A 23,406-nucleotide genomic window follows, 5' to 3' on the forward strand; every position below is an offset into this window, starting at 1 on the left:
GAAGAACGAATTCCCGTGATGGCCGGCCATGCTCGCCCTACCCGATCGACGCGTCGCCGCGCAACCTCGCCTTCACGTCCGGCTTCGACACCTTGCCGACCTTCGAGCGCGGCAGGTCGCTCCACACCTCGATCTGCTTCGGCGCCTTCACGCTGCCGATCCGCGCCTTCACGAACGCGGCCAGCGCCGCCGCATCGATCCGCCTGCCGTCCCGGGGCTGCACGACCGCGACCACGCGCTCGCCCCACTTGTCGTCGGGCAGGCCGATCACCGCGCAGTCGCGCACATCGGGATGCGCGAGCAGCGCCTGCTCGACTTCGATCGAGTAGACGTTGAATCCGCCGGTGATGATCATGTCCTTCGCGCGATCGACGATGAACAGGAAATTGTCCGCGTCGAGATACCCGATGTCGCCCGTGTGATGCCAGCCGAAGGCCGACGCCTCGGCCGTCGCGTCGGGATTCTCGTAGTAACCCTTCATGACCAGCGAGCCGCGCAGGACGATCTCGCCGCGCGCGCCCGTCGGCAGCAGGCGCCCCCGCTCGTCCATGATGCCGACCTCGACGAGCGGCGTCGGTCGGCCCGCGGACGACAGTCGCTCGACTGCAAGCGAACCGTCCGGACGGTAATGATCGGCGGGCGCAAGCGTCGACACCATCATCGGCGCCTCGGTCTGGCCGAATAGCTGGGCCATCGGGCCGATCCGCTCGAGCGCCTCGGCGAGGCGCTCGACCGAGATCGGCGCGGCGCCATACCAGAAGCACTGCAGCGAATCGACGCGCGTCGACGGCAACTGCGGGTGATCGAGCAGCATGTAGATCACCGTCGGCGGCAGGAACGTGTGCGTGACCCGTTCGCGCTCGATCGACGCGAGGAACGCGCCGATGTCGGGATGGCGCATCACGACGATCCTGCCGCCGAGCGTCATGATCGGCAGGCACAGCACGCCGGCCGCGTGCGTGAGCGGCGCGAACGCCAGGTAGACCGGCCTGCCGTCGAACGGATAGCTCATCAGCGTGAGCGCCGTCATCGTCTCCAGGTTGCGCTCCGACAGCATCACGCCCTTCGGCACGCCGGTCGTGCCGCCCGTGCCCGGCAGCATCGCGACATCGTTAACCGGCTCGCGTTCGAACGCCGTGTCCGGCAGGTCGCCCAGCCAGTCGTCGAGACGCTGCGCGAACGGCAGCGTCGCGTCCACGCAAACTACGACATGCAGCCCGGGAAGGTCGGGCAGCATCTTTTGCACCATGTCCGCGTACGCGCTGTGAAACAGCAGCGCGCGGCAGTCGAACGACGCGAGCACGAAGCGGTTCTCGGCAACCTCGTTGCGCGGATTGATCGGGCACCAGACATTGCCCGCCCGCGCAATGCCGAACACGCACGCGAACGCGACCGGATCGTTGCCCGACAGGATCGCCACCTTGTCGCCGGCGGCGATGCCCGCCCGCTCGAGGCCGCGCGCCACGCGATAGGTGAGGCGCTGCACCTGCGCGTAGGTGAGCGTCTCGTCGTCGGCGACGAGACACGGCCGGTCGGCGCCGAGCGACGCGCCCTTGTCGAGATAACGGGTCAAGCGCATGACGATTCTCCAGGTAAGCGCCGCGCGTCAGTCCTGCACGGTCAGGACGGGCTTCATCACGAGGCCGAAGCTGCGCAACTGGCCGAGCAGCGCGTGATGACCGAACGCCTGGCAGCCGGAGGCGAAACCGACCCGGCGCGGCGGCGCCTGCAGCAGCGAAAACGCCGCGTATGCCTGCAGCAGGCCGGTCTGCTTGTAGTTGCAGACGCCGTGGATCACGCAATGCGCTCGACCGAGCGGCCCCGACGCATGGACCGAATCGACCGTCGTGTTGACGCGCGGATTCTCGCGCGGCGGCATGCTCGCCTGCATGCCGCTGGCGATCTCGGCAAGCGCGGCTTCCTGCTGGTCCGGCGGCAGCGGACGGATCTGCTCGTCGAACATCTGCGTGGTCTTGCGCACGCCCTCCATCACCGCGCGCGCCATCACGCCGCCGACCGCGCGGCAGTTCGCCACGCGCGGATCGTCCTTGAACCACACCGGATGCGCGGTGCCGCCCCACGGCACCGCGATCGCCGTTTCGTGCTGCCCGGGCACCAGCACTTCCGCGTGCGCGGTGGGCTCCCACGCGACGTACCGGTTCTGTTCGAGGTAATACCAGGTCGCCTTCAGGATCGTGAAGATCGTCTGGGTCGACGCGTAGGTCGGAAAGCCTTTCCACAGCACCAGGATGTCGAGCGTGTCGAGGCCGGGCGTCTCGAGGCACAGGTTGGCCGCGATTTCCCCGGTCGTATACATCTGAGCGAGGTTCGGCGCGAGCAGCAGGTCCCGCTTCGCGAACGCGTTGCCCCAGCGTTCCTTCGCGAGCAGCACCCAGTCCTGTTCGCCCGTCGTGTCGGAGTAGTGGCAGCCCGCCGCGAGGCAGGCCTCGACGACCTCGGGCCCGTACTTGATGAACGGCCCGACCATGTTGCTGACGAATTTCGCGCCCTTGAACAGCTCGGTCAGCGCGCCGACCGAATGCTCGACCTCGGCGATCTCGTAGTCCGCGGTCTCGATGCCGGGAATCCGCTCGACGACCGCCTCGATCCGCTTCCGGTCGCGCCCCGCCGCGATGAACGGAATGTTGTACTCGCGCAGGTATTCGCATACGAGGCGGCCGGTATAACCCGACACGCCGTAGACGACCACGGGCTTCTTCTCGCTCATGTTTCCTCCCTCCAGAAAAATTCGGCCCGGACGCCGCGTTACATGCCCATGCCGCCGTCGACCGGCATGCCGGCGCCGGTGATGAAGCGGGCATCGTCGGAACACAGGAAGACGATCGCGTCGGCGATCTCGTCGACCGTCGCCAGGCGGCCGAGCGGGGTCTGCTCGACGACGGCAGCCACCGCGCCCTCGACGTCCGGCGCCAGCCGGTTCGTGACGATATCGGTCGCGAGCTTCATCCCCATCTCGGTCGGCGTGAGGCCGGGATAGACGCAGTTGACGCGGATGCCGTAGCCGAGCTTGCCTGCCTCCATCGCGGCCACGCGGGTCAGGCGGTCGACCGCCGACTTGGTGGCCGAGTAGCCGGCAATCGCGGGAAAGGCGATCGTCGCGGCCACCGACGAAACGTTGACGATCGCGCCGCCGCGCCCGGCCGCGCCGCCCGGCCGCATCGCCCGGAACGCATGCTTGAGCCCGAGGCCCACGCCGACGATGTTGATGTCGCACATCCGGCGGAGGTCCGCCGTCTGCAGGTCGGCGACCAGCGACGTGATCTCGACGCCCGCGTTGTTGATCAGGATGTCGAAGCCGCCCAGCTCGTCGACCACCGAGCCGACGGCGCGCGCCCACTGCGCGTCGTCGCTGACGTCGAGCGCCACCGTGCCTGCGCGGGCACCGGTCTGTGCGATGCCGCGCGCCGTCTGGGCGGCCAGATCGGCCAGCACGTCGCCGATCATCACCGCCGCGCCCGCCTGCGCGAGCGCCTGCGCCACCGCGGCGCCGATACCGCGCGCGCCGCCCGTTACCAGGGCTTTGCGCCCGTCCAGCCTGCCATTCGCCATGTCTCCCTCCACGCCTCAAAGTTGCGCCGGACGACGACCGGACGGTCACCGGAGCCGACAACATCTAACCAACTGGAAAGATAATTTTTAACGAATGGTTAGATTTATTTTTCCACATGTCAAGACTTATTTGAACGATCGCCCAGTTTTCTCTTGACAGTCGTTTCGCTGCTTTGCACAATGGATTCGCCTGCCGACAAGGGCCCGCGCTTGCGTGCGGCGCCGCACGGCATCAACGATCGACGGAGACAGCAGCAGGATGACGAAGCAGCCCGACACCGCGCCCGCCGGGACGAAGCAACGATCGCCGCGCCAGCGGCGCGACCCGGTGGACAAGTACGAAGCGCGCCGCGTCGAGCTCGCGGAAGCCGCGTTGAAGACGCTGGCGGAGCTGGGATACGCGAAGACCAGCCTGCGCGAGATCGCGCAGAAGTCCGAGTTCACGCACGCGGTGCTGCATTACTACTTCGAGGACAAGCTCGACCTGATCCGCTGCAGCATCCGGCATTTCAAGGCGCAGTGCGCGACGCGTTACGACGTCGTGACGGCCGCCGCGCAGTCGCGCGAAGATCTGACGAACGGCTTTCTCGACAAGCTCGCGGAAACGATCCGCGACGAGCCGCAAATGCACTGCCTCTGGTACGACCTGCGCGCCCAGGCCCTGTTCGAGGACGCGTTCCGCGACGTGGTGAACGAGATCGACAAGAGCCTCGAGGAAATGGTCTGGCGCGTCGTCACGCGCTATGCGGAACTGGGCGGCGGGCAGCCGTCGATCACGCCGGGCGCCGCCTATGCGCTGCTCGACGGCCTGTTCCAGAAACACCTGCTGCTGCACGTGTCGAACGATCCCGACGCGATTGCGCACCTGCTCGACGAAGTGCGCACGCTGCTGCCCCGGTTGGTCTGAAGCGCGCGGCGGCAACGTTTCACCAGGCGCTGCGTTGTCGTTCCGATGCCGGCGCCGCCAGCCCGCGCGGCCGGGTCGTCGCAAGCATTGCGGGGACCGGACTCGAACCGGCAAGCCGGTCGAGACGCCGAGTCTTCGTCACACTGCTTCTTTCGAAGCCGGTCTCGTCCGCGCGGGGCTTTCGACGCGGTCAAGCTTCGCCCGATCGCCGGGAAGCGATGCCGGCGCCGTCGCTCCGTCAACCTGCCCCTCCGGCCACCCCGCTCCCGCGACCGGATCGCAAACGCATGACGCCCCCCCTCCGCCGTCAGTGAATCGATCACGTTTTCAAGCGCACGTCCTTTCATTCGTAGAACGAAAATATTCGAATTCGCTTGATATCGACGCGCACTGACTGCTCGCCATGACGCGTGAATTTCATCGAATTTTTCCCGCGCCGATCGATTCGACGCGCTTCCTTAAGCCCGACTTAAGCTCCGCCGTGCTACCGCCGTCATCCGCTCCGGGCAATCGGCGCAGGCGTGCGACGTTTGTCACCGAAACGAAATATGCGCGGCATAGCCTGACCCGCGCCTCAGTAACCGACAGTAACAAACACGTTCCGCTCATCCTGCACGATTCATTCAATTAGGAAAACGTAATGTTTGGAAAGCCCCTGTTAACCGTCATGTCGGCATCGGTCTTTCTTGCCGCCTGCGGTGGCGACGACACAACTTCCACCCCCGGCATCGCACCGACCAATACCGCGGCCGTGCCGAACACTGCCACCGCGTCCGGCTATACGTTGTCCGTATTCGCGAAAGCGCCGACGTCCACGGACAAGCCCGATTCGATCGTCCAGTTCAACAACACGGTCTTCATCGGATACCAGAAGGCAGGTGACGTAAAGGACGGCTCCGTGCCCGGCCTGACCAACGACATCGTGCAATACGACCTGAGCGGCAACGTGCTCAAGACATATACGGTGCCGGGCCATGTCGACGGCCTGATGGCCCGCGCCGATACGAACACACTGTGGGCGATGGCCAACGAGGACGGCAATCCCGAACTGACGATCGTCGACCTCAAGGCCGGTACGCAGAAAACCTACGCGGCGACCGTCAATCCGACCGCACACGGCGGCGGCTTCGACGACATGCAACTGCTCAACGGGAACGTCTACGTGAGCGCGTCGAACCCGACGACGCCCGGCACCGCCGCACCGACTGTCGGACAGCTCACGCTGAACGCGAACGGCACGACGTTCGACGTCGCACCGGTGCTCGCCGGTAACGCGCAGGCCACCGACGTGACCCCGTCCGTCGGCGGATCGTCGAATCCGACCTTCAACCAGCAGGTGACGCTGAGCCTGACGGACCCCGATTCCGAAGCGATCGATTCCGCCGGCGATCTCGTGCTCGACAGCCAGGCCGACGGCAAGCTGGTGTTCATCCACAATCCGGGCGCGAGCCAGACCGTCAGCGTGCTGACGCTCACGCTCTTCAGCGACAAGGACGGCCCCGTCTATCCGGTCGACGACACCCGCTGGGTGCCGGCGCCGGGCCCGCAAGACAAGACCTTCATGCTGTTCACCGACGCAAGCAACACGACCTACCGCGTCGACGCGCCGTTCTCGCAAGGTGACGCCTACAGCGCCGGCCAAGGCCAGGTGATGAAACTGGACACGAAGTCCGGCCACCTGACGCCCGTCGCGACGAGCGTCGGCAACGCATCCGCCCTTCAGGACCCGCACGGCATGCTGTTCGTCGCGCTGTAACGCCACCCCGCCCTGCGGCGGCGCCGCGTGATCGCCGCACACCTGCGGCGAGACGCGGCGCGCGCATCCCGCCGTATGTGCGTGCACGCCGGGCCGCCTCGCGCCCGGCGACGGACATCGCGCACCGCGCCCGCTTTCGCCGATACAATCGACAGCGGCGGCGCGCGGCCGATCCTTCACATGAATCCGCCCTGCCCGACGTCCCAACCGTCTGACGTTTGTATCGTGCCTTTTGCGAAACAAGCGTCGCGCGCGTCATCGCGAAGTCACAAACGTTTTCGATAATTTCCCTGCCGAAAACGTTTACATCGCGCTACTCGCGCTACTTCATGACCTCGACCATCAAGGATGTCGCTGCCCTCGCGGGCTTCTCGATCGCCACCGTCTCGCGCGCGATCAACGCACCGCATACCGTCAGCCCCGCCACGCTGCAGACGATCCGCACCGCGATCGACACGCTGCAGTTCCGCCCGAGCCCGCTCGGCCGGCAACTGCGCGGCGAACGCACGCGGCTCATCGGCGTCGTCGTGCCGACGCTGTCGAATCCCGTGTTCGCCGACTGCCTGCAAGGCATCGACGAGCTCGCGACGGCGGCCGGCTTCAAGCTGATCCTGATGACGACCGAGTACGACGCGGCGCGCGAGCGTCACGCGATCGAGACGCTGCGCGAGCAGCGCGTCGAAGGGCTGATCCTCACCGTCGCCGACGCGGACACGCACCCGCTGCTCGACATGCTCGACCGCGACGGCCCGCATTACGTGCTGATGCACAACGATACGCAGCGCCGCCCGTCGGTGTCGGTCGACAACCGCAGCGCCGCCTATGACGGCGTGCGGCTGCTGACCGCGTGCGGTCACCGCCGCGTGCTGATGCTGGCCGGCTCGCTTGCCGCGTCGGATCGCGCGCGCCAGCGCCATCTCGGTTATGCGCAGGCACTCGAGGAAATCGGCGTCGCCACGCTGCCGCCGGTCGAAGTCGACTTCAACGCGCCCGAGCTGCCCGACGCGGTGCTCGCGCATCTGACCTCGCACGCGACGCGCCCGACCGCCCTCTTCTGCAGCAACGACCTGCTGGCGATGGTCGTGATGCGCGGCCTGCGCCGCGCGGGCTTCTCGATCCCGGACGACCTGTCGGTGCTCGGCTTCGACGGCATCGCGATCGGCGAATTGCTCGCGCCGCCGCTCGCGAGCGTCGCGACGCCGAACCGCGACATCGGCCGCCACGCGTGGCGGCGTCTCGTCGAATGCATCGGCGGCGCGACGATCGAACGCACGTCGCTGATCCTGCCGCACGCGGTGCGCGACGGCGCGACGGTTGCGCCGCCGGCCACCGACGTGCAATTGCGCAAGGCCTGAACGCACGGGCCGTGCCACCACGCACGCCGACCACCACCCCACCCCAGCGCTACACACTCGCCCGGAGACCTGCCGTGTCCTTTCGCCTGACCTCGCTGCTGCGCGCGCTCGCCGCGCCGCTCGCCTGCGCCGCGCTCATCGCCGGCGCGCCCGCCGCCCACGCCGACGAAACGGCGATCTGCTACAACTGCCCGCCCGAATGGGCCGACTGGGCCGCGCAGATCGCGGCGATCAAGCAGAAGACCGGCATCCGCGTGCCGTTCGACAACAAGAATTCGGGCCAGTCGATCGCGCAACTGATCGCCGAGCAGAAGAGCCCGGTCGCCGACGTCGTCTACCTCGGCGTGTCGTCGGCATTCCAGGCGAAGGACAAGGGCGTGATCGCGCCGTACAAGCCCGCGCACTGGAACGACATTCCCGCGAACCTGAAGGACCCGCAAGGCTACTGGTTCGCGATCCACTCGGGCACGCTCGGCTTCTTCGTGAACAAGGACGCGCTCGACGGCAAGCCGGTGCCGCGCTCGTGGGCCGACCTGCTGAAGCCCGAATACAAGGGCATGGTCGGCTATCTCGATCCGTCCAGCGCATTCGTCGGCTACGCGGGTGCGGTGGCCGTCAACCAGGCGCTCGGCGGCAGCCTCGACAACTTCAAGCCGGCGCTCGACTGGTTCCGCAAGCTGAAGGCGAACGCGCCGATCGTGCCGAAACAGACCGCGTATGCGCGCGTGCTGTCCGGCGAGATTCCGATCCTGCTCGACTACGACTTCGACGCATATCGCGCGAAGTACAAGGACAACGCGAACGTCGAATTCGTGATTCCGAAGGAAGGCACGATCGCGGTGCCGTACGTGATGAGCCTCGTGAAGGGCGCGCCGCACGACGCGAACGGCAAGAAGGTGCTCGACTTCGTGCTGTCCGACGAAGGCCAGAAGCTGTGGGCCAACGCGTACCTGCGCCCGGTGCGCGCGCAGGCGCTCGGCGCCGACGTCGCCGCGAAGTTCCTGCCGGCGAGCGAGTATGCGCGTGCGAAGCCGGTCGACTTCGGCAAGATGGCGGCCGGCCAGCAGGCGTTCGGCCAGCAGTACCTGCAGGTGATGCAGTAAGCGGCGGGACGCAACCGATGCTCGACCTGACTTTCCCGCTGCGCTGGCGCGTCGCGCTCGTCGCGCCGGCGCTCGCGGTATTCGCCGCGTTCTGGCTGCTGCCGATGGCGGCGCTCGTGCAGGTGTCCGCCGACGGCGCGTTCTTCTCGCAGTACGCCGCGCTGCTCGGCAATGCGCGCTACATGAAGAGCCTCGGCGAAACCGTCGCGCTGTCCGCAGGCGTCACGCTCGCGACGCTCGCGCTGTCGACGATCTCGGGCCTGCTGCTCGCACGCCGCGAATTCGCGGGCAAGCGCGTGCTGCTCGCGCTGCTCACGTTTCCGCTCGCGTTCCCGGGCGTCGTCGTCGGCTTCATGGTGATCATGCTCGCGGGGCGTCAGGGGCTGATCGGCATGCTGTCCGCGAAGCTCACGGGCGACAAGTGGGTGTTCGCGTATTCGGTCGCGGGCCTGTTCGTCGGCTACCTGTACTTCTCGATTCCGCGCGTGATCGTCACCGTGATCGCGGCCGCGTCGAAGCTCGACGCGTCGCTCGAGGAAGCCGCGCGCTCGCTCGGCGCGTCGCCGTGGCACATCTTTGTCGACATCGTGCTGCCCGCGCTCGCGCCGAGCCTGATCGCGGCCGGCGCGATCTGCTTCGCGACCGCGATGGGCGCATTCGGCACCGCGTTCACGCTCGCCACCGACCTGAACGTGCTGCCGATGACGATCTACACCGAGTTCACGCTGAACGCGAACATCGCGACGGCGGCCGGCCTGTCGATCGTGCTCGGCATCGTCACCTGGGCCGTGCTCGCGCTCGCGCGCCGCTTCACCGGCCACACCGCCGCCGCCGCGGCCTGAGGATTCCTGCATGCAATCGCTTTCCGGCTCTTCCGCGCCGTCGCCGGCGCCCGCTCCTGCGCAGGCGAACGGCGGCGTCGCACGGCGCGCGCCGCACGTCACGGGCGCGCGTGCGATCGCCGCGCTGCAATGGGGCGTCACGCTGCTGCTGTGCGCGTTCCTGATCGTACCCGTCGTGATGTCGGTGCTCGCGGGCCTGACCGTCAACTACTTCCGCGGACTGTCGAGCGGCCTCACGCTGCGCTGGCTCGAACAGGTATGGCAGCAGTATCACGGCTCGGTCGCGCTGTCGCTCTATGTCGCGTTCGCGACGCTCGCGATCGTGCTCGCGGTCGGCGTGCCGGCCGGCTATGCGCTCGCGCGCAGCAAGAGCCGCGTCGCGCGCGCGATCGAGGAAGCGCTCGTGCTGCCGGTCGCGCTGCCGGGCCTCGCGTCGGCGCTCGCGCTGCTGGTCGTGTACGGCGGCTTCACCGCGTTCCGGATGAGCCTGTGGTTCATCGTCGTCGGCCACGTCGTGTTCACGCTGCCGTTCATGGTGCGCGCTGTCGCGGCCGTCGCCGCCGGCGCCGACCTGCGCACGCTCGAGGAAGGCGCGGCCAGCCTCGGCGCGTCGTTCGTCACGCGCTTCGTCACGATCGTGCTGCCGAACCTGCGCCCCGGCATCGTCGCGGGCGCACTCGCGGTGCTCACGCTGTCGATCGGCGAATTCAACCTCACGTGGATGCTGCACACGCCCGACACGAAGACGCTGCCCGTCGGGCTCGCCGATACCTATGCGTCGCTGCGCCTCGAAGTCGGCAGCGCGTACACGATCCTGTTCCTGCTGATGACGCTGCCGCTCCTCGTCGCGATGCAGTGGCTCGGCGTCGATCCGTCCGGCACGCGTGCGCTCAAGCGGCGCCCGCGTTGAACCTTCCGTTCCCATGAAACTCGATTCCACTCCCATCACCCTGACCGGCTGCGCGAAGACGTTCCGCGGCACGCGCGTGCTCGAACCGATCGACCTGTCGATCGGCGCGGGCGAAACGCTCGTGCTGCTCGGGCCGTCGGGCTGCGGCAAGACGACGACGCTGCGCCTGATCGCGGGCCTCGACACGCCGGACGCCGGCGGCACGATCGCGTTCGGCAACGACGACGTGACCGCACTGCCGATCGAGCGCCGGCAGGTCGGCATGGTGTTCCAGAACTACGCGCTGTTTCCGAACCTGACGGTGCGCGGCAATGTCGGCTACGGGCTGAAGATCCGCAAGACCGAGCCGCGCGCACTGCGCGAACGTGTCGACGAACTGCTCGCGATGATGCGGCTCGACGCGCACGCGGACAAGCCGATCGATCAGCTCTCGGGCGGCCAGCGCCAGCGCGTCGCGCTGGCGCGCGCGCTCGCGGTGCGGCCGCGCGTGCTGCTGCTCGACGAACCGCTGACGGCACTCGACGCGAAACTGCGCGACGTGCTGCGTCGCGAAATGAATGCACTGCTGCGCGAGCTCGGCGTGACGACGGTCTACGTGACGCACGACCAGGCCGAAGCGATGGAGCTCGGCGACCGGATCGTCGTGATGGGCGCGGGCCACATCGAGCAGATCGGCACGCCGCGCGACATCTACTACCGGCCGGCCAACCGTACGGTCGCGCAGTTCATCGGCACGCTGAACCGGCTTGACGGACAATGGCGCAATGGCGCGCTCGTGACGACGGGCGGCGCGATCGTCACGCCGCATGCCGCCGACGAGTGGTTCTTCCGCCCCGAGGATGCGCAACTCGCCGATCCGGCGCATGCGCCGCTACGCGGCACGGTCGGCGCATGCGCGTTCCTCGGCGAGCGCACGCGGCTCACGATCGAGCACGCGGCGCCCGACGCGCTCGTGATCGACGTCCCGGGCCGCATCGCGCTCGCGCACGGCACGGCGGTCGGCATTACGATTGCACCGGAAGGCCTGATCGCGCTCGGCGCGTAATGCAGTTCGAATGCACCACGCATGCACCACCCCACTGCGGCGCATGACGCCGCACCCACAATAACCAGACGATTCCGAGAAACGACGATGCTGCTAGCTCAAATCAGCGATCTCCACATCAAGCGACCGGGTCAGCTCGCGTACCGGCGCGTCGACACGGCGGCCGCGCTCGCGCGCTGCATCGCGAAGCTGAACGCGCTCGTGCCGCGCCCCGACGCCGTGCTCGTCACCGGCGACCTGACCGACTTCGGCCACGACGACGAATACGGCAACCTGCGCGACCTGCTCGCGCCGCTCGAGATTCCGTATTACCTGATGGTCGGCAATCACGACGACCGCGCCGGGCTGCGCCGCGCGTTCGCCGATCGCGCCGAACTGCAGGACGGCGAATTCGTGCAGTACGCGTTCGACGTCGGCGCGGTGCGCGTGCTCGCGCTCGATTCGCAGGTGCCCGGCGCGAGCTACGGCGACCTGTGCGATGCACGGCTCGCGTGGCTCGCCGCGCAGCTCGACGCCGCGCGCGATCGCCCGGTGATCGTCGCACTGCATCACCCGCCGTTCGCATCGGGGATCGGCCACATGGACGCGCTGCGCCTCGCGCCCGCCGCCGCCGCGAAACTCGACGCGCTGCTGCGCGGTTACCCGAACGTCGAGCGCGTGCTGTGCGGCCACGTGCACCGTACGATGTTCACGCGTTTCGGCGGCACGCTCGCGTCGGCCGTGCCGGCGCCCGCGCATCAGGTCGCATTCGACCTGCGAACCGACGCGCCGTCCGCGTTCCGGCTCGAACCGCCGGCGTTCGCGGTGCACTGCTATGCGCCGGATACGGGGATGACATCGCACCACGTGTATGTGGACGAAGGCGCCGGGCCGTATCCGTTCTACGAGCCGACGGGGGAACTGGTCGACTGACCGCGTGAAGCACATGCAATGACGGGCGCCCGGTCATGCCGCTTGTACCGGTTGTGCCGGTTCGCCGCCCGCCCGGCAGGATTCACGTGGCTCCGGTATGATCGGCAGCCTCGGCCGGCGCCCGGCCCGCCTGCGCACCCGATGCGTGCGCCGCGCGCCGCGCCGCCCCACTTCGCCCGCGCAGCCATGTCCACCGCCTCCACCGACCGTCCGGCCAACGCCGCCTCGCCCCACTACTCGCGCAGCCTGCTGTTGCTGCTCGCGACGATCGCGGGCGTGTCCGTCGCGAACATCTACTACAACCAGCCGCTGCTCGAGAGCTTCCGCTCGGCCTTTCCCGACGGCGCGTCGTGGATCGGCGCGGTGCCGACCGCGACGCAGCTCGGTTATGCGGCCGGCATGTTCCTGCTCGCGCCGCTCGGCGACCGTTTCGACCGCCGCGGGCTGATCCTGATGCAGATCGCCGGCCTGTCGGTCGCGCTGATCGTGGCGGCCGCCGCGCCGTCGCTGGCCGTGCTTGCGGTCGCGAGCCTCGCGATCGGCGTGCTCGCGACCATCGCGCAACAGGCCGTGCCGTTCGCGGCCGAGATCGCGCCGCCCGCCGAACGCGGGCACGCGGTCGGCACCGTGATGAGCGGCCTGCTGCTCGGCATCCTGCTCGCGCGCACGGCCGCCGGCTTCGTCGCCGAGTATTTCGGCTGGCGCGCGGTGTTCGCCGCGTCGGTCGCGGCGCTCGTCGCGCTGGCGGCCGTGATCGTGTTGCGGCTGCCGCGCAGCTCGCCGACGTCGACGCTGCCGTACGGCAAACTGCTCGGCTCGATGTGGCATCTGGCGGTCGAACTGCGCGGGCTGCGCGAGGCGTCGCTGACGGGCGCCGCGCTGTTCGCGGCGTTCAGCGCGTTCTGGCCCGTGCTCACGCTGCTGCTCGCCGGCGCGCCGTTCCATCTCGGTCCGCAGGCTGCCGGCCTGTTCGGGATCGTCGGCGCGGCGGGTGCGCTCGCGGCACCCTACGCGGGCCGCTTCGCGGACAAGCGCGGCCCGCGCGCGATCATCTCGCTCGCGATCGCGCTGCTCGCGCTGTCGTTCGTGATCTTCGCGCTGTCGGGCTCGAGCCTCGTCGGGCTCGTGATCGGCGTGATCGTGCTGGATGTCGGCGTGCAGGCCGCGCAGATCTCGAACCAGTCGCGCATCTATGCGCTGAAGCCCGAGGCGCGCAGCCGCGTCAACACCGTGTACATGGTGTGCTATTTCATCGGCGGCGCGCTCGGCTCGTCGGCCGGCGTCGCCGCATGGCGCGCATTCGGCTGGACCGGCATGTGCGCGGCCGGGCTGCTGTTCACCGCGCTCGCGGGCTGGTTCCACCATCGCGGCGGCCGGCGCGGCTGAGCGCGCCCGGCAGCACTGGCGTCACGCGTCGGCGCGGGGCGCGGCCGGTTCGCCGGCGGGCGGCGGCGCGAATGCCGGTGGCGGGTCCATGACCACGGCCGGATCCATCACGGCAGCCGGTGTCGGTACCGCAAGCGGGACGGCGGAAGGCGCCAGGATGGGTGCCGCCTCGGGCATCTCGATCTGATCGGGTGCGGACGCAACGTCCGCCGCCGACGCGGCCGCCACGGCCGTCGAGCCGACAGCCGCCGCGCGTGCCGCGGGCCGGCGCGCCGGATCGAACACGAACGACAGCCCGACGCTGCCGAGGATCGCGACGGTCGCGACCACGGTCGCCATCGTCACGGGTTCGCCAAGCAGCAGCGCACCGAGCGCGACCGCGACGATCGGGTTCACGTACATGCAGCTGCTCGCGATGATCGGGCTCGTGTGGCGGATCAGGTAGCCGTACGCGACATACGCGGCCATCGTGCAGAACACCATCAGGTACAGAAACGCGAACACCGGCCCGGCCATCACGTGTTCGATGCGTTCGCCGATCAACCACGCGACGAGCGTCGAAATCAGGCCGCCGAGGCCGATCTGCAGCGACGTCGACAGAAACAGGTCGGACGGCAGCTTGAGCCGCGTCGCGAGGTGCGCGCCGCCCGCCCAGAACAGTGCGCCGGCCAGCACGCAGATCGTGCCGAGCGCCGAATTCTGCGCCGCCGCGCCGCCCGAATTCAGCACGACGATGCCGACCATCCCGAGCGCGACCGCCGCCCACTCGCCCTTCGTTACCGGCCGGCCGGCCACCGCCGCGATCACGGTCGCGAACAGCGGCACCGTCGCCACCATCACCGCGGCCGAGCCGCTGCTGACCGAGCTGATCCCGAGCGCGATCGTGCCGGACGACAGCGCGACGAGCATCGTGCCGACGATCCCCGCATTGCGGATCTCCAGCAGCGTCGGCCATTCGGGCTTGCGCCGCAGCGCGAAGATGAACAGGCCGATCCCGCCGAGCAGGTTGCGCAGCCCCGACAGCAGCAGCGGCGGGAACGACTGCAGCGCGAAATGCAGGCCGCTGTAGGTCGAACCCCAGACGAAATAGATGAATACGAGCGCGAGCGCGACGCGGCCGCCGCGGCTTTGCGGCAGGCGGATCCGGAACGAAAGGCGCGCGAGGAAATCGAGGAGACGGTCGAGCGGCGTCATCGTGCAACCCGCCCGCACGTCGCGCCGCGTGCTCCGCTGAAAGACGCCGGCAATGCCGGCAAACGGTCCTGGCGGGACCGGGGAGGCAGAGCGAACGTGCGGAACGACATGGCAGTGCGAACGGCGACGAAAGAGAACCGGCAAGCGGCGGCAGAGGGACAAAAAAACGCGCGCAACCGCTTCGGCTGCGCACGCTCGGCATTATGGCATCAAGGATTCGAAAGCATCGTCAGACCTGCCTGAAAGGATAAGGACTGACGTTTCGGCGCGACATTTTGCGGCCGGCGGGCGGGTGAAATCAGGGGCCGGATGCGATGCCGAGCCATGCGCCGGTCACGATCCGCCGAACCAGTTGTACCCCTGATCGACCCAGTAGCCGCCCGGAAACGTATCGGTCACGAAGATTTCCATGATGTGCTTCGGGTTCTTGTAGCCGAGCTTGGTCGGCATCCGCAGCTTCATCGGGAAGCCGAATTCCGGCGGCAGGCGGCGGCCGTCGTAGTCGAACGCGAGCAGCGTCTGCGGATGCAGCGCGGTCGGCATGTCGATGCTCTCGTAGTAGTCGTCCGCGCACTTGAAGCCGACGTATTTCGCATGCGTATCGGCGCCTGCGCGTGCGAGGAATGCGCCAAACGGCGTGCCGCCCCAACGGCCGATCGCGCTCCACCCTTCCACGCAGATATGCCGCGTGATCTGCTCCGCGTGCGGCAGCGCGCGAAGCTCGTCGAGCGTCCACACGCGCTTGCCCGTCACGCGGCCGGACAGCACGAGCCGATAGGTCGATTCATCGACGTGCGGCACGTCGTCGATCCCGTAGTACGCGTTGAACGGGAACGGCCGCGTGATGTCGGCTTCGGTGTAAGTCGGCGCGAGCCGGTCGGGGCTGAACAGCCACGCCTGCACGCGATCGTTCATGCGCGACACCTTCTCGAGGAACGTGTTGACCGACGCGTCGTCCTGCAGCGTGCAGCCGGTCAGCATCGTCAGGCCGCCGAGCGTCAGCACGCGCCGGTTGAACAGCCGCCGCGACGGCATCTCGAGCTCGCGGCGCACGTCGAGTTCGAGCGACTTCCGGTCGAGGGTCCACAGCGGGCGGTCGCGCTTGTGTTCGGATTCGGACATGATGATTTCCTTCGGCACCTTCGTGCCGTTCAACGGCCGCGCAGCATCGCGAGCAGCGAGCGCGGCACCAGCAGCGCCATCGCGACATGCACGACGAAGAACGCGACGAGCAGCGACATCGCCCAGAAATGCACGACGCGCGCGTTGTCGTAACCGCCGAACAGTTCGCGCAGCAGCGGGAACTGCACGGATTTCCAGATCGCGAGCCCCGACAGCACCAGCACGACGAGATCGACGATCGCGGTCAGGTACGCCGCGCGCTGCACCGCGTTGTAGACGCTCAGGTCGGCATGCGACAGCCGCCCGCCGAGCGCCGCGCGCACGTCGCGCCACACGGATGCCGGCGTGACCGGCAGCATCTTGCGCACAAGCCGCCCGGTCGCAAGCGACATCGCCAGGTAGAACAGCCCGTTGCCGACGAGCAGCCACATCGCCGCGAAATGCCATTGCAGCGCGCCGCCGAGCCAGCCGCCGATCGTGATGCCGTGAGGAAACGTGAACGGCGGATAGATCGGCGACGCGTCGTAGATGCGCCAGCCGGACAGCGCCATCAGCACGGCCGCGAGCGCGTTGAGCCAGTGGCTCGCGCGCACCCACAGCGGATGGATCGGGCGCGCGGGCGGCGTGGCGGCCGCGCGCCCGGTGGCGGGAACGGTTTGCATGATGAAAACTCCCGGAATGAGGCGACGGAGCGCGAGACGGGGCCGGAGACCGGCCAGGCGACGCATGCGCTGACGCGCAGCCGTGGCGCGTGCCTCGCGCGTCAGCCGGCACCGCGTGCCGTCCCGGCACGCAGCAGCGACACGCGCGTCGGCCGCGCTCCGTCCGTATCCGTCAGTTCGACGGGGCCATCTTGTCGTCCGACTTCGGCTTGCCCATCGAGTCGTGCGACATCGCGTCCTTCTTCATCGCGTGCTTCTTCATGGCGCCCTTCTTCATCGCGCCGTCCTTGGCCATCGCGTCGTGGCCCATCGCGTCCTTCGACATCGCCGAACCTTCCTTCGACATCGACGAACCCTCCTTCGACATCGCGTCGTTCTGCGCATATGCGCCCGTTGCGGCCATGGCGAAACCGGCGACACAGGCTGCGATCAGTACTTTTTTCATGACATCTCTCCGAAACATGGGTTTGAGGAGCCGAATAGACGGAGGACGTCGCGGGAAATGACAGTCGTTTCGAAAATATTTTTTTAGGGGCTGCCGAAAGTGCCGCAATGCTGCACCGCGCCGTCGTTGTCAGCCGGGCTGCAGGGCCGTGCGGCGGTGTCATGCATCGCGGCTGGCGCGGCAGGCGCGCCGCCCGCAATGCTGCAACTGCACCGCGGCAACCGATCTGCCACCGGTTGAAACCGCCGCAAAGCCAGTGTATCGTGTGCGCTGCTAACGCGGGGGTCCTGCAATGCGCCCGGTCAACAAAACCGGCATTGCGGGTGAGAAATACCCTTTGAACCTGATCTGGATAATGCCAGCGCAGGGAAGCGTACGGATTCCGCCGCCATCCTTCTGACGAAATCCGCCGCCTCACCAAGCCTCGTCTCCTGCTTAGCTCGAGCCCCACATTCGTCAAGGGCTCCGGGCAAGCGCCGAAGCGCCTGTCCGGCGCTCACACAGGAGATTGCATGAACGCCAATCCGAAGTTTCTGTCCGCCGACGCCCACGTCGATGCCGCTGCCGTCGCGCCGCTGCCGAATTCGCGGAAAGTCTATGTGACCGGCTCGCAGCCCGACATCCGCGTACCAATGCGCGAAATCACGCAGGCCGACACGCCGACCGGCTTCGGCGGCGAAAAGAATCCGCCGATCTACGTGTACGACACGTCGGGCCCCTACACCGATCCGGAAGCGAAGATCGACATCCGCGCGGGCCTGCCCGCGCTGCGCCAGCGCTGGATCGAAGCGCGCGGCGACACCGAAGGGCTCTCCGGCCTGTCGAGCCGGTACGGCCTCGAGCGCGCGGCCGATCCGGCCACCGCCGACCTGCGTTTCCCGGGCCTGCACCGCAACCCGCGCCGCGCGCAGGCCGGCAAGAACGTCACGCAGATGCACTATGCGCGTCAGGGCATCATCACGCCGGAAATGGAATACATCGCGATCCGCGAGAACCAGCGCCGCGCCGAGTACCTCGAGAGCCTGAAGGCGAGCGGCCCGAACGGCGCGAAGCTCGCCGCGATGATGGGCCGCCAGCACCCCGGCCAGGCGTTCGGTGCCGCTGCGTTCGGTGCGAACGCGCTGGCCGAAATCACGCCCGAGTTCGTGCGCGACGAAATCGCGCGCGGCCGCGCGATCATCCCCGCGAACATCAACCACCCGGAATCCGAGCCGATGATCATCGGCCGCAACTTCCTCGTGAAGATCAACGCGAACATCGGCAACTCGGCCGTCACGTCGTCGATCGGCGAGGAAGTCGACAAGATGACGTGGGCGATCCGCTGGGGCGGCGACACGGTGATGGACCTGTCGACCGGCAAGCACATCCATGAAACGCGCGAGTGGATCATCCGCAACAGCCCGGTGCCGATCGGCACGGTGCCGATCTACCAGGCGCTCGAAAAGGTCAACGGCAAGGCCGAGGACCTGACCTGGGAAATCTTCCGCGACACGCTGATCGAGCAGGCCGAGCAAGGCGTCGACTACTTCACGATCCACGCGGGCGTGCGCCTGCAGTACGTGCCGCTCACCGCGAACCGGATGACGGGCATCGTGTCGCGCGGCGGCTCGATCATGGCGAAGTGGTGTCTCGCGCATCACAAGGAAAGCTTCCTGTACGAACACTTCGAAGAGATCTGCGAGATCATGAAGGCGTACGACGTGAGCTTCTCGCTCGGCGACGGCCTGCGTCCCGGCTCGATCTACGACGCGAACGACGAAGCGCAGCTCGGCGAGCTGAAGACGCTTGGCGAACTCACGCAGATCGCGTGGAAGCACGACGTGCAGGTGATGATCGAAGGCCCCGGCCACGTGCCGATGCAGTTGATCAAGGAGAACATGGATCTCCAGCTCGACTGGTGCAAGGAAGCGCCGTTCTACACGCTCGGGCCGCTCACCACCGACATCGCGCCGGGCTACGACCACATCACGTCGGGCATCGGCGCCGCGATGATCGGCTGGTTCGGCACCGCGATGCTGTGCTACGTGACGCCGAAGGAACACCTCGGCCTGCCGAACAAGGACGACGTGAAGGAAGGCATCATCACGTACAAGCTCGCCGCGCACGCCGCCGACCTCGCGAAGGGTCACCCGGGCGCGCAGGTGCGCGACAACGCGCTGTCGAAGGCGCGCTTCGAGTTCCGCTGGGAAGACCAGTTCAACATCGGTCTCGATCCGGACAAGGCGCGCGAATTCCACGACGAGACGCTGCCGAAGGATTCCGCGAAGGTCGCGCACTTCTGCTCGATGTGCGGCCCGCACTTCTGCTCGATGAAGATCACGCAGGACGTGCGCGAGTTCGCGGCACAGCAGGGCGTGTCGGAAACCGAAGCGCTGAAGAAAGGGATGGAAGTGAAGGCGGTCGAGTTCGTCAAGACCGGCGCCGAGATCTATCACCGTCAGTAAGCAAACGCGGCGATCCGCACCGGAAACGCATCGCGATGCACGAAGCCCGCTTTCGAGCGGGCTTTTTTACGCATGTCGCATGCCTGCCTGCGCACGGGAAACAATTGATTACGAAACCGCGCAAGCCTTAACAAGTCCTTACAGCAGCATCGCGGGGCGGCGCGTAGATTGGGTTCATGCGCGGCCGCCGGCCGGTCGCGCGTGCTTCCGTTCACTACCGCAAGGACAACGATCATGAGCTATTCGATTCGGCGTATTGGGGTATGCGCGCTGCTCGTCGCGACGGTGGCCAGCCTGTCGGCCTGCGACTCGATGACGAGGCGCCAGCGCGACACGGCAATCGGCGCGGGTGTCGGCGGCGTCGCCGGCGCGGCGATCGGCGGCAACGCACTGTCGACGCTGGGCGGCGCAGCGGCCGGCGGCATCATCGGCAACCAGGTCGGCAAATAAGCCGACCGGCTATCCGGCCGCCGCGCGAAGCGCGGCGAGCTCCGGCCTGACGGCGTTTCCGCACTGCGGAAGCGCCGTTTTTCGTATGCGGCGCCGCAGCACGCCGCAGCGCTCCGGAAATGATCCGTTACCGTTTCGCACACCGTGTCATCGGCGCCCGGCCTAAGCTTAAGCATCTGCCGATTGCCGGCTCCGCCGGAGAGACATCATGAACAGGACCCTCGTCGCCGCGGCGCTCGCCTGCACGACGCTCGCCGGCTGCTACTACCCGTACGGCTATTATCCTGGCGGCTATTACACGGCGGCACCGGTGCAGCCGGCGCCCGTGTACGTCGATCCGGGCCCCGTCTACTACTATCCGGCGCCCGCGTATGCGCCGGCGTGGGGCGGTTATTGGGGACCGGCGCTGTCGCTCAATTTCGGCTTCGGCGGGCGCGGCGGACGCGGCGGCTGGCGCCATCACTGATCGGGCAGCACTGCCGGACAGCCGGCCATCCCGCGGCTGCAACCGGCGACATTCCCGTTTCTTGTCGTTTCATCGAATCGTGAAACGGCGGCGCGGCAGCGCGGTGTAAGATTCACCGCATCCCGTCCCCCCGCCCCCACGATCGATGTCACCCAAAAATGCCCTTCTGCTGACCGTGCTCGCTGCCCTGTGGGGCGCGTCGTTCCTGTTCATCCGGATCGGCGTGGTCGATTTCGGCGTCGCGCCGCTGATGGCGCTGCGCGTGGGCATCGGCGCGCTGTTTCTCACCGGCTTTGCGCTGACGCGCTTCAAACCCGCCGATCTCGGCGCGCGGCTGCGCCGTCATGCGTGGCCGTTGTTCGTCGTCGGCGCGCTGAACTCGGGCATACCGTTCTGCCTGTTCGCGTTCGCCGAACTGACGCTGTCGGCCGGCCTGACGTCGGTGATCAACGCGACGACGCCGCTGTGGGGCGCACTCGTGGCCTACCTGTGGCTGAAGGACACACTGTCGCTGCCGCGCGCGCTCGGCCTCGTGATCGGTTTTGCCGGCGTGATCACGCTCGTATGGAACCAGATCGCGAATGCGCACGGCGCCACGGGCGCCAGCGCGACCGCGCTCGCCGCTGCGGCGGCGCTCGGCGCGACGCTGCTGTACGGCATCGCGGCCAATTACACGAAGCGCAAGCTCAGCGGCGTCGATCCGCTCGTCAACGCGACCGGCAGCATGATCGGCTCGACCGTCCTGCTGCTGCCGTTCGCGATCGCCACCTGGCCGGCCGCACCGGTCAGCGCGCACGCATGGGGTTCCGTGCTCGGCCTCGGCATCGCCTGCACGGGCATCGCGTATTTCATCTTCTTCTACCTGATCGCGCATGTCGGCCCCGCCCGCGCGATTACCGTGACGTTCGTGATCCCGGTGTTCGGCCTTCTGTGGGGCGCGCTGTTCCTCGGCGAACACGTGTCCGCCGTGATGATCGAAGGCTGCGCGATCGTGCTCGTCGGTACTGCGCTCGCGACCGGCGTGATCAAGCGGATTCCCGGTCTCCGGCCGCGTGGCGGCGAAACGACCTGAGGATCCGGGCGCACGCGACCGCCGTGCGTCGTCCATCGTGAAGTGATCGCCGCCTGCTGCCCATCGCGCGGAGGATGGTGCTGCAGCGCATGTGCATTCGCATGTGCATTCATTCGACAGCGACGGTCGCACCCGGCGACACCCGCTGCCGGGATTTCCCGCGCCGCCCCATACGTGATACGGCCGCGACGCTCGGTCATGCCGCCGGATTGTCATGTGCTTGCGCGGTACCTTTCACCGCGTGACGGGCATGCACTGCGCGCACTCGAGCGGCGCGCCGGCCGTGGCGGGGCAGCCGTGTACCGTTTGTGTCTGGAGTTTCCCTGATACGCGCGCCGACGCATTCCCGTTACACTCGTAACATTCATCCGCAGAAGGCGGTCACGATGCCACACGTTTTTTCGCGTCCGCCTGCGCGTGCGACTGCTTTGGCGTGGCGGCGCGCTGCCGGCCCGCCGCTCGCCCCTGGGCACCGTTGACATGAAGCCCGCCCGCGACCTATCGCTCGACTCCCTGCTCGAACGCCTCACGCTGACGCCCGGCGGCTGGCACGCCACCTATCGCACCACGACGCTGCGCAGCGTGTTCCAGCCCGTGCTGTCGATCACGCACAAGCGTGTGGTCGGCTACGAGGCACTGCTGCGCGTCGTCGACGCGAACGGCGCGCTGGTCTCGCCCACGGCCCTCTTCGACAAGACGCGCGCCAACGCCGACGCGCTGCTGCTCGACCGGCTCGCGCGCTGCCTGCACACGGCCAATTTCGTCGCGCAGGGCATCGGCGACGGCTGGCTGTTCCTGAACGTGACGCCGCGCGTACTCGATTCGGGCCTCGTGCAGCGCGAGTTCGTCGAGGCGCTGTGTCGGCATTTCGCACTGCCGCCGAACCGCATCGTGCTGGAAGTCGTCGAACAGCCGGCGCGCGACGAAGCCGCGCTCGCCCGCACGATCGACATGATCCAGCATCGCGACTTCCTGATTGCGATCGACGATTTCGGCACGGGATTCTCGAACTTCGACCGGGTGTGGCGCGCGCGGCCCGACATCGTCAAGCTCGATCGCTCGCTCGTCGAGCGCACGACCGGGTCGGCCGACGATCGCCGCATCATGCATCATCTCGTGTCGATGCTGCACCAGGCCGGCGCGATGGTGCTTGCCGAAGGCGTCGAAAGTAACGACGCACTGCAGGCGCTGATGGAGGCCGACATCGATTTCGTGCAGGGCTTCCAGTTCGGCCAGCCCGACGCATCGATCGCGCACGCGAGCGCGGCCGCGCCCGCGCTGCTCGACGCCGCTTGGCAGCGCTTCATCGCGCGCCGGCACACACCGGTCGTCCCCGAGCAGCCGGGCTTCGACGCGATCGAGCGGCTCGTACTCACCGGCGCGGCCGCGTTTTCCGCGAGCGGCAACCTGCAGGACGCCGCGCAACGCGTATTCGCGGTGCCGGCCGCGCGCCGCGTGTTCGTCACCGACGAGATCGGCGAGCAGTTCCTGCCGTCGATCGGCGCGCGCGCCGAAGACGGCCAGGCGAGCGCCACCCGCCTCTCGCCGCTGTTCCCGGAAACCCACAGCAACTGGTCGCGACGCCCGTACTTCCAGCGCGCGATCGCCGCGCCCGGGCGCGTCGCGCTGATGGGCCCGCATTTCTCGCTGACGGAAGGCCGCGACTGCTATACGGCCGCCGTCGCGATCCGCGCGCAGAGCCGGCTCGTCGTGTTCTGCGTCGACTTCGTGCTCGACAGCGCGGGAACCGTGATGCGCTGACCGG

At 67.9% G+C, this 23,406-nt stretch carries 22 protein-coding genes and 1 riboswitch; of the genes, 14 read left to right on the top strand and 8 right to left on the bottom strand.

Features of this window, described 5'->3' with window-relative positions:
• Positions 1-37: 37 nt before the first annotated feature.
• From JYG32_RS08125 to JYG32_RS08135, 3 genes are read right to left on the bottom strand one after another with little or no spacing between them, the layout of a single operon-like run.
• Positions 38-1,579 (bottom strand): AMP-binding protein, encoded by a 1,542-nt coding sequence (locus JYG32_RS08125; protein WP_213265247.1) that lies wholly within the window; start codon positions 1,577-1,579, stop codon positions 38-40.
• A 27-nt stretch (positions 1,580-1,606) separates the two neighbouring features.
• Complete coding sequence (locus tag JYG32_RS08130) at positions 1,607-2,728, bottom strand: DUF5938 domain-containing protein (protein ID WP_213265248.1); 1,122 nt, start codon at positions 2,726-2,728, stop codon at positions 1,607-1,609.
• A 38-nt stretch (positions 2,729-2,766) separates the two neighbouring features.
• Positions 2,767-3,570, bottom strand: coding sequence for an SDR family NAD(P)-dependent oxidoreductase (locus JYG32_RS08135; protein WP_213265249.1), 804 nt, complete (start codon positions 3,568-3,570; stop codon positions 2,767-2,769).
• Between the two features lie 259 nt (positions 3,571-3,829).
• On the opposite strand from JYG32_RS08135, the gene JYG32_RS08140 reads away from it, so the two are divergent.
• The 9 genes from JYG32_RS08140 to JYG32_RS08180 all read left to right on the top strand — a co-directional run bounded on the left by JYG32_RS08140 (position 3,830) and on the right by JYG32_RS08180 (position 13,786).
• Positions 3,830-4,477 carry a TetR/AcrR family transcriptional regulator gene (locus JYG32_RS08140; RefSeq protein ID WP_174380497.1) on the top strand — a complete coding sequence of 216 codons (648 nt, stop codon included), beginning with the start codon at positions 3,830-3,832 and terminating at the stop codon, positions 4,475-4,477.
• Between the two features lie 640 nt (positions 4,478-5,117).
• Entirely contained in the window at positions 5,118-6,233 is a 1,116-nt protein-coding gene (locus JYG32_RS08145) for a hypothetical protein (RefSeq protein WP_213265250.1), read from the top strand.
• A gap of 329 nt (positions 6,234-6,562) precedes the next feature.
• Positions 6,563-7,588 carry a LacI family DNA-binding transcriptional regulator gene (locus JYG32_RS08150; RefSeq protein ID WP_213265251.1) on the top strand — a complete coding sequence of 342 codons (1,026 nt, stop codon included), beginning with the start codon at positions 6,563-6,565 and terminating at the stop codon, positions 7,586-7,588.
• A 74-nt stretch (positions 7,589-7,662) separates the two neighbouring features.
• Complete coding sequence (locus JYG32_RS08155; RefSeq protein WP_174380494.1) at positions 7,663-8,691, top strand: ABC transporter substrate-binding protein; 1,029 nt, start codon at positions 7,663-7,665, stop codon at positions 8,689-8,691.
• 17 nt (positions 8,692-8,708) lie between these two features.
• Positions 8,709-9,533 carry an ABC transporter permease gene (locus tag JYG32_RS08160; RefSeq protein ID WP_213265252.1) on the top strand — a complete coding sequence of 275 codons (825 nt, stop codon included), beginning with the start codon at positions 8,709-8,711 and terminating at the stop codon, positions 9,531-9,533.
• A gap of 10 nt (positions 9,534-9,543) precedes the next feature.
• Positions 9,544-10,443, top strand: a complete 900-nt coding sequence (locus JYG32_RS08165) for an ABC transporter permease (protein WP_213265253.1) — start codon at positions 9,544-9,546, stop codon at positions 10,441-10,443.
• Positions 10,444-10,456: 13 nt separating this feature from the next.
• A complete protein-coding gene (locus JYG32_RS08170) occupies positions 10,457-11,488 on the top strand; it encodes an ABC transporter ATP-binding protein (RefSeq protein ID WP_213265254.1) in 1,032 nt (343 codons plus the stop codon).
• A gap of 87 nt (positions 11,489-11,575) precedes the next feature.
• Complete coding sequence (locus tag JYG32_RS08175; RefSeq protein ID WP_174380489.1) at positions 11,576-12,400, top strand: phosphodiesterase; 825 nt, start codon at positions 11,576-11,578, stop codon at positions 12,398-12,400.
• A 186-nt stretch (positions 12,401-12,586) separates the two neighbouring features.
• Positions 12,587-13,786, top strand: coding sequence for an MFS transporter (locus tag JYG32_RS08180; RefSeq protein WP_213265255.1), 1,200 nt, complete (start codon positions 12,587-12,589; stop codon positions 13,784-13,786).
• A gap of 21 nt (positions 13,787-13,807) precedes the next feature.
• On the opposite strand, the gene JYG32_RS08185 is transcribed toward JYG32_RS08180, so the two are convergent.
• From JYG32_RS08185 to JYG32_RS08200, 4 genes are all read right to left on the bottom strand, one after another.
• Positions 13,808-14,980, bottom strand: a complete 1,173-nt coding sequence (locus JYG32_RS08185) for an EamA family transporter (protein WP_213265256.1) — start codon at positions 14,978-14,980, stop codon at positions 13,808-13,810.
• A 333-nt stretch (positions 14,981-15,313) separates the two neighbouring features.
• Complete coding sequence (locus JYG32_RS08190; protein ID WP_174380485.1) at positions 15,314-16,102, bottom strand: molybdopterin-dependent oxidoreductase; 789 nt, start codon at positions 16,100-16,102, stop codon at positions 15,314-15,316.
• Between the two features lie 29 nt (positions 16,103-16,131).
• Positions 16,132-16,764, bottom strand: coding sequence for a cytochrome b/b6 domain-containing protein (locus JYG32_RS08195; protein WP_034183182.1), 633 nt, complete (start codon positions 16,762-16,764; stop codon positions 16,132-16,134).
• 172 nt (positions 16,765-16,936) lie between these two features.
• A complete protein-coding gene (locus tag JYG32_RS08200; RefSeq protein WP_174380483.1) occupies positions 16,937-17,209 on the bottom strand; it encodes a pentapeptide MXKDX repeat protein in 273 nt (90 codons plus the stop codon).
• Between the two features lie 270 nt (positions 17,210-17,479).
• Positions 17,480-17,597: riboswitch (TPP riboswitch) on the top strand.
• A gap of 124 nt (positions 17,598-17,721) precedes the next feature.
• On the opposite strand from JYG32_RS08200, the gene thiC reads away from it, so the two are divergent.
• Complete coding sequence (gene thiC / locus JYG32_RS08205; protein WP_213265257.1) at positions 17,722-19,653, top strand: phosphomethylpyrimidine synthase ThiC; 1,932 nt, start codon at positions 17,722-17,724, stop codon at positions 19,651-19,653.
• On the opposite strand, the gene JYG32_RS08210 is transcribed toward thiC, so the two are convergent.
• On the bottom strand, positions 19,647-19,889 hold the full coding sequence (locus JYG32_RS08210; RefSeq protein WP_213265258.1) for a hypothetical protein: 243 nt from the start codon (positions 19,887-19,889) through the stop codon (positions 19,647-19,649). The genes thiC and JYG32_RS08210 overlap by 7 nt on opposite strands.
• Between JYG32_RS08210 and JYG32_RS08215 the strand changes: the two genes are divergently transcribed.
• From JYG32_RS08215 to JYG32_RS08230, 4 genes are all read left to right on the top strand, one after another.
• On the top strand, positions 19,888-20,103 hold the full coding sequence (locus JYG32_RS08215) for a glycine zipper 2TM domain-containing protein (protein ID WP_174380478.1): 216 nt from the start codon (positions 19,888-19,890) through the stop codon (positions 20,101-20,103). The genes JYG32_RS08210 and JYG32_RS08215 overlap by 2 nt on opposite strands.
• A gap of 208 nt (positions 20,104-20,311) precedes the next feature.
• A complete protein-coding gene (locus JYG32_RS08220; protein WP_174380477.1) occupies positions 20,312-20,569 on the top strand; it encodes a hypothetical protein in 258 nt (85 codons plus the stop codon).
• A gap of 145 nt (positions 20,570-20,714) precedes the next feature.
• Positions 20,715-21,641: a DMT family transporter gene (locus tag JYG32_RS08225; protein ID WP_213265259.1), complete on the top strand. Its 927-nt coding sequence runs from the start codon at positions 20,715-20,717 to the stop codon at positions 21,639-21,641.
• A gap of 480 nt (positions 21,642-22,121) precedes the next feature.
• A complete protein-coding gene (locus JYG32_RS08230) occupies positions 22,122-23,402 on the top strand; it encodes a sensor domain-containing phosphodiesterase (RefSeq protein ID WP_174380473.1) in 1,281 nt (426 codons plus the stop codon).
• The last annotated feature ends 4 nt before the right edge of the window (positions 23,403-23,406 follow it).

The sequence above is a fragment of the Burkholderia pyrrocinia genome, assembly GCF_018417535.1.
Classification (GTDB): Bacteria; Pseudomonadota; Gammaproteobacteria; order Burkholderiales; family Burkholderiaceae; genus Burkholderia; species Burkholderia pyrrocinia_E.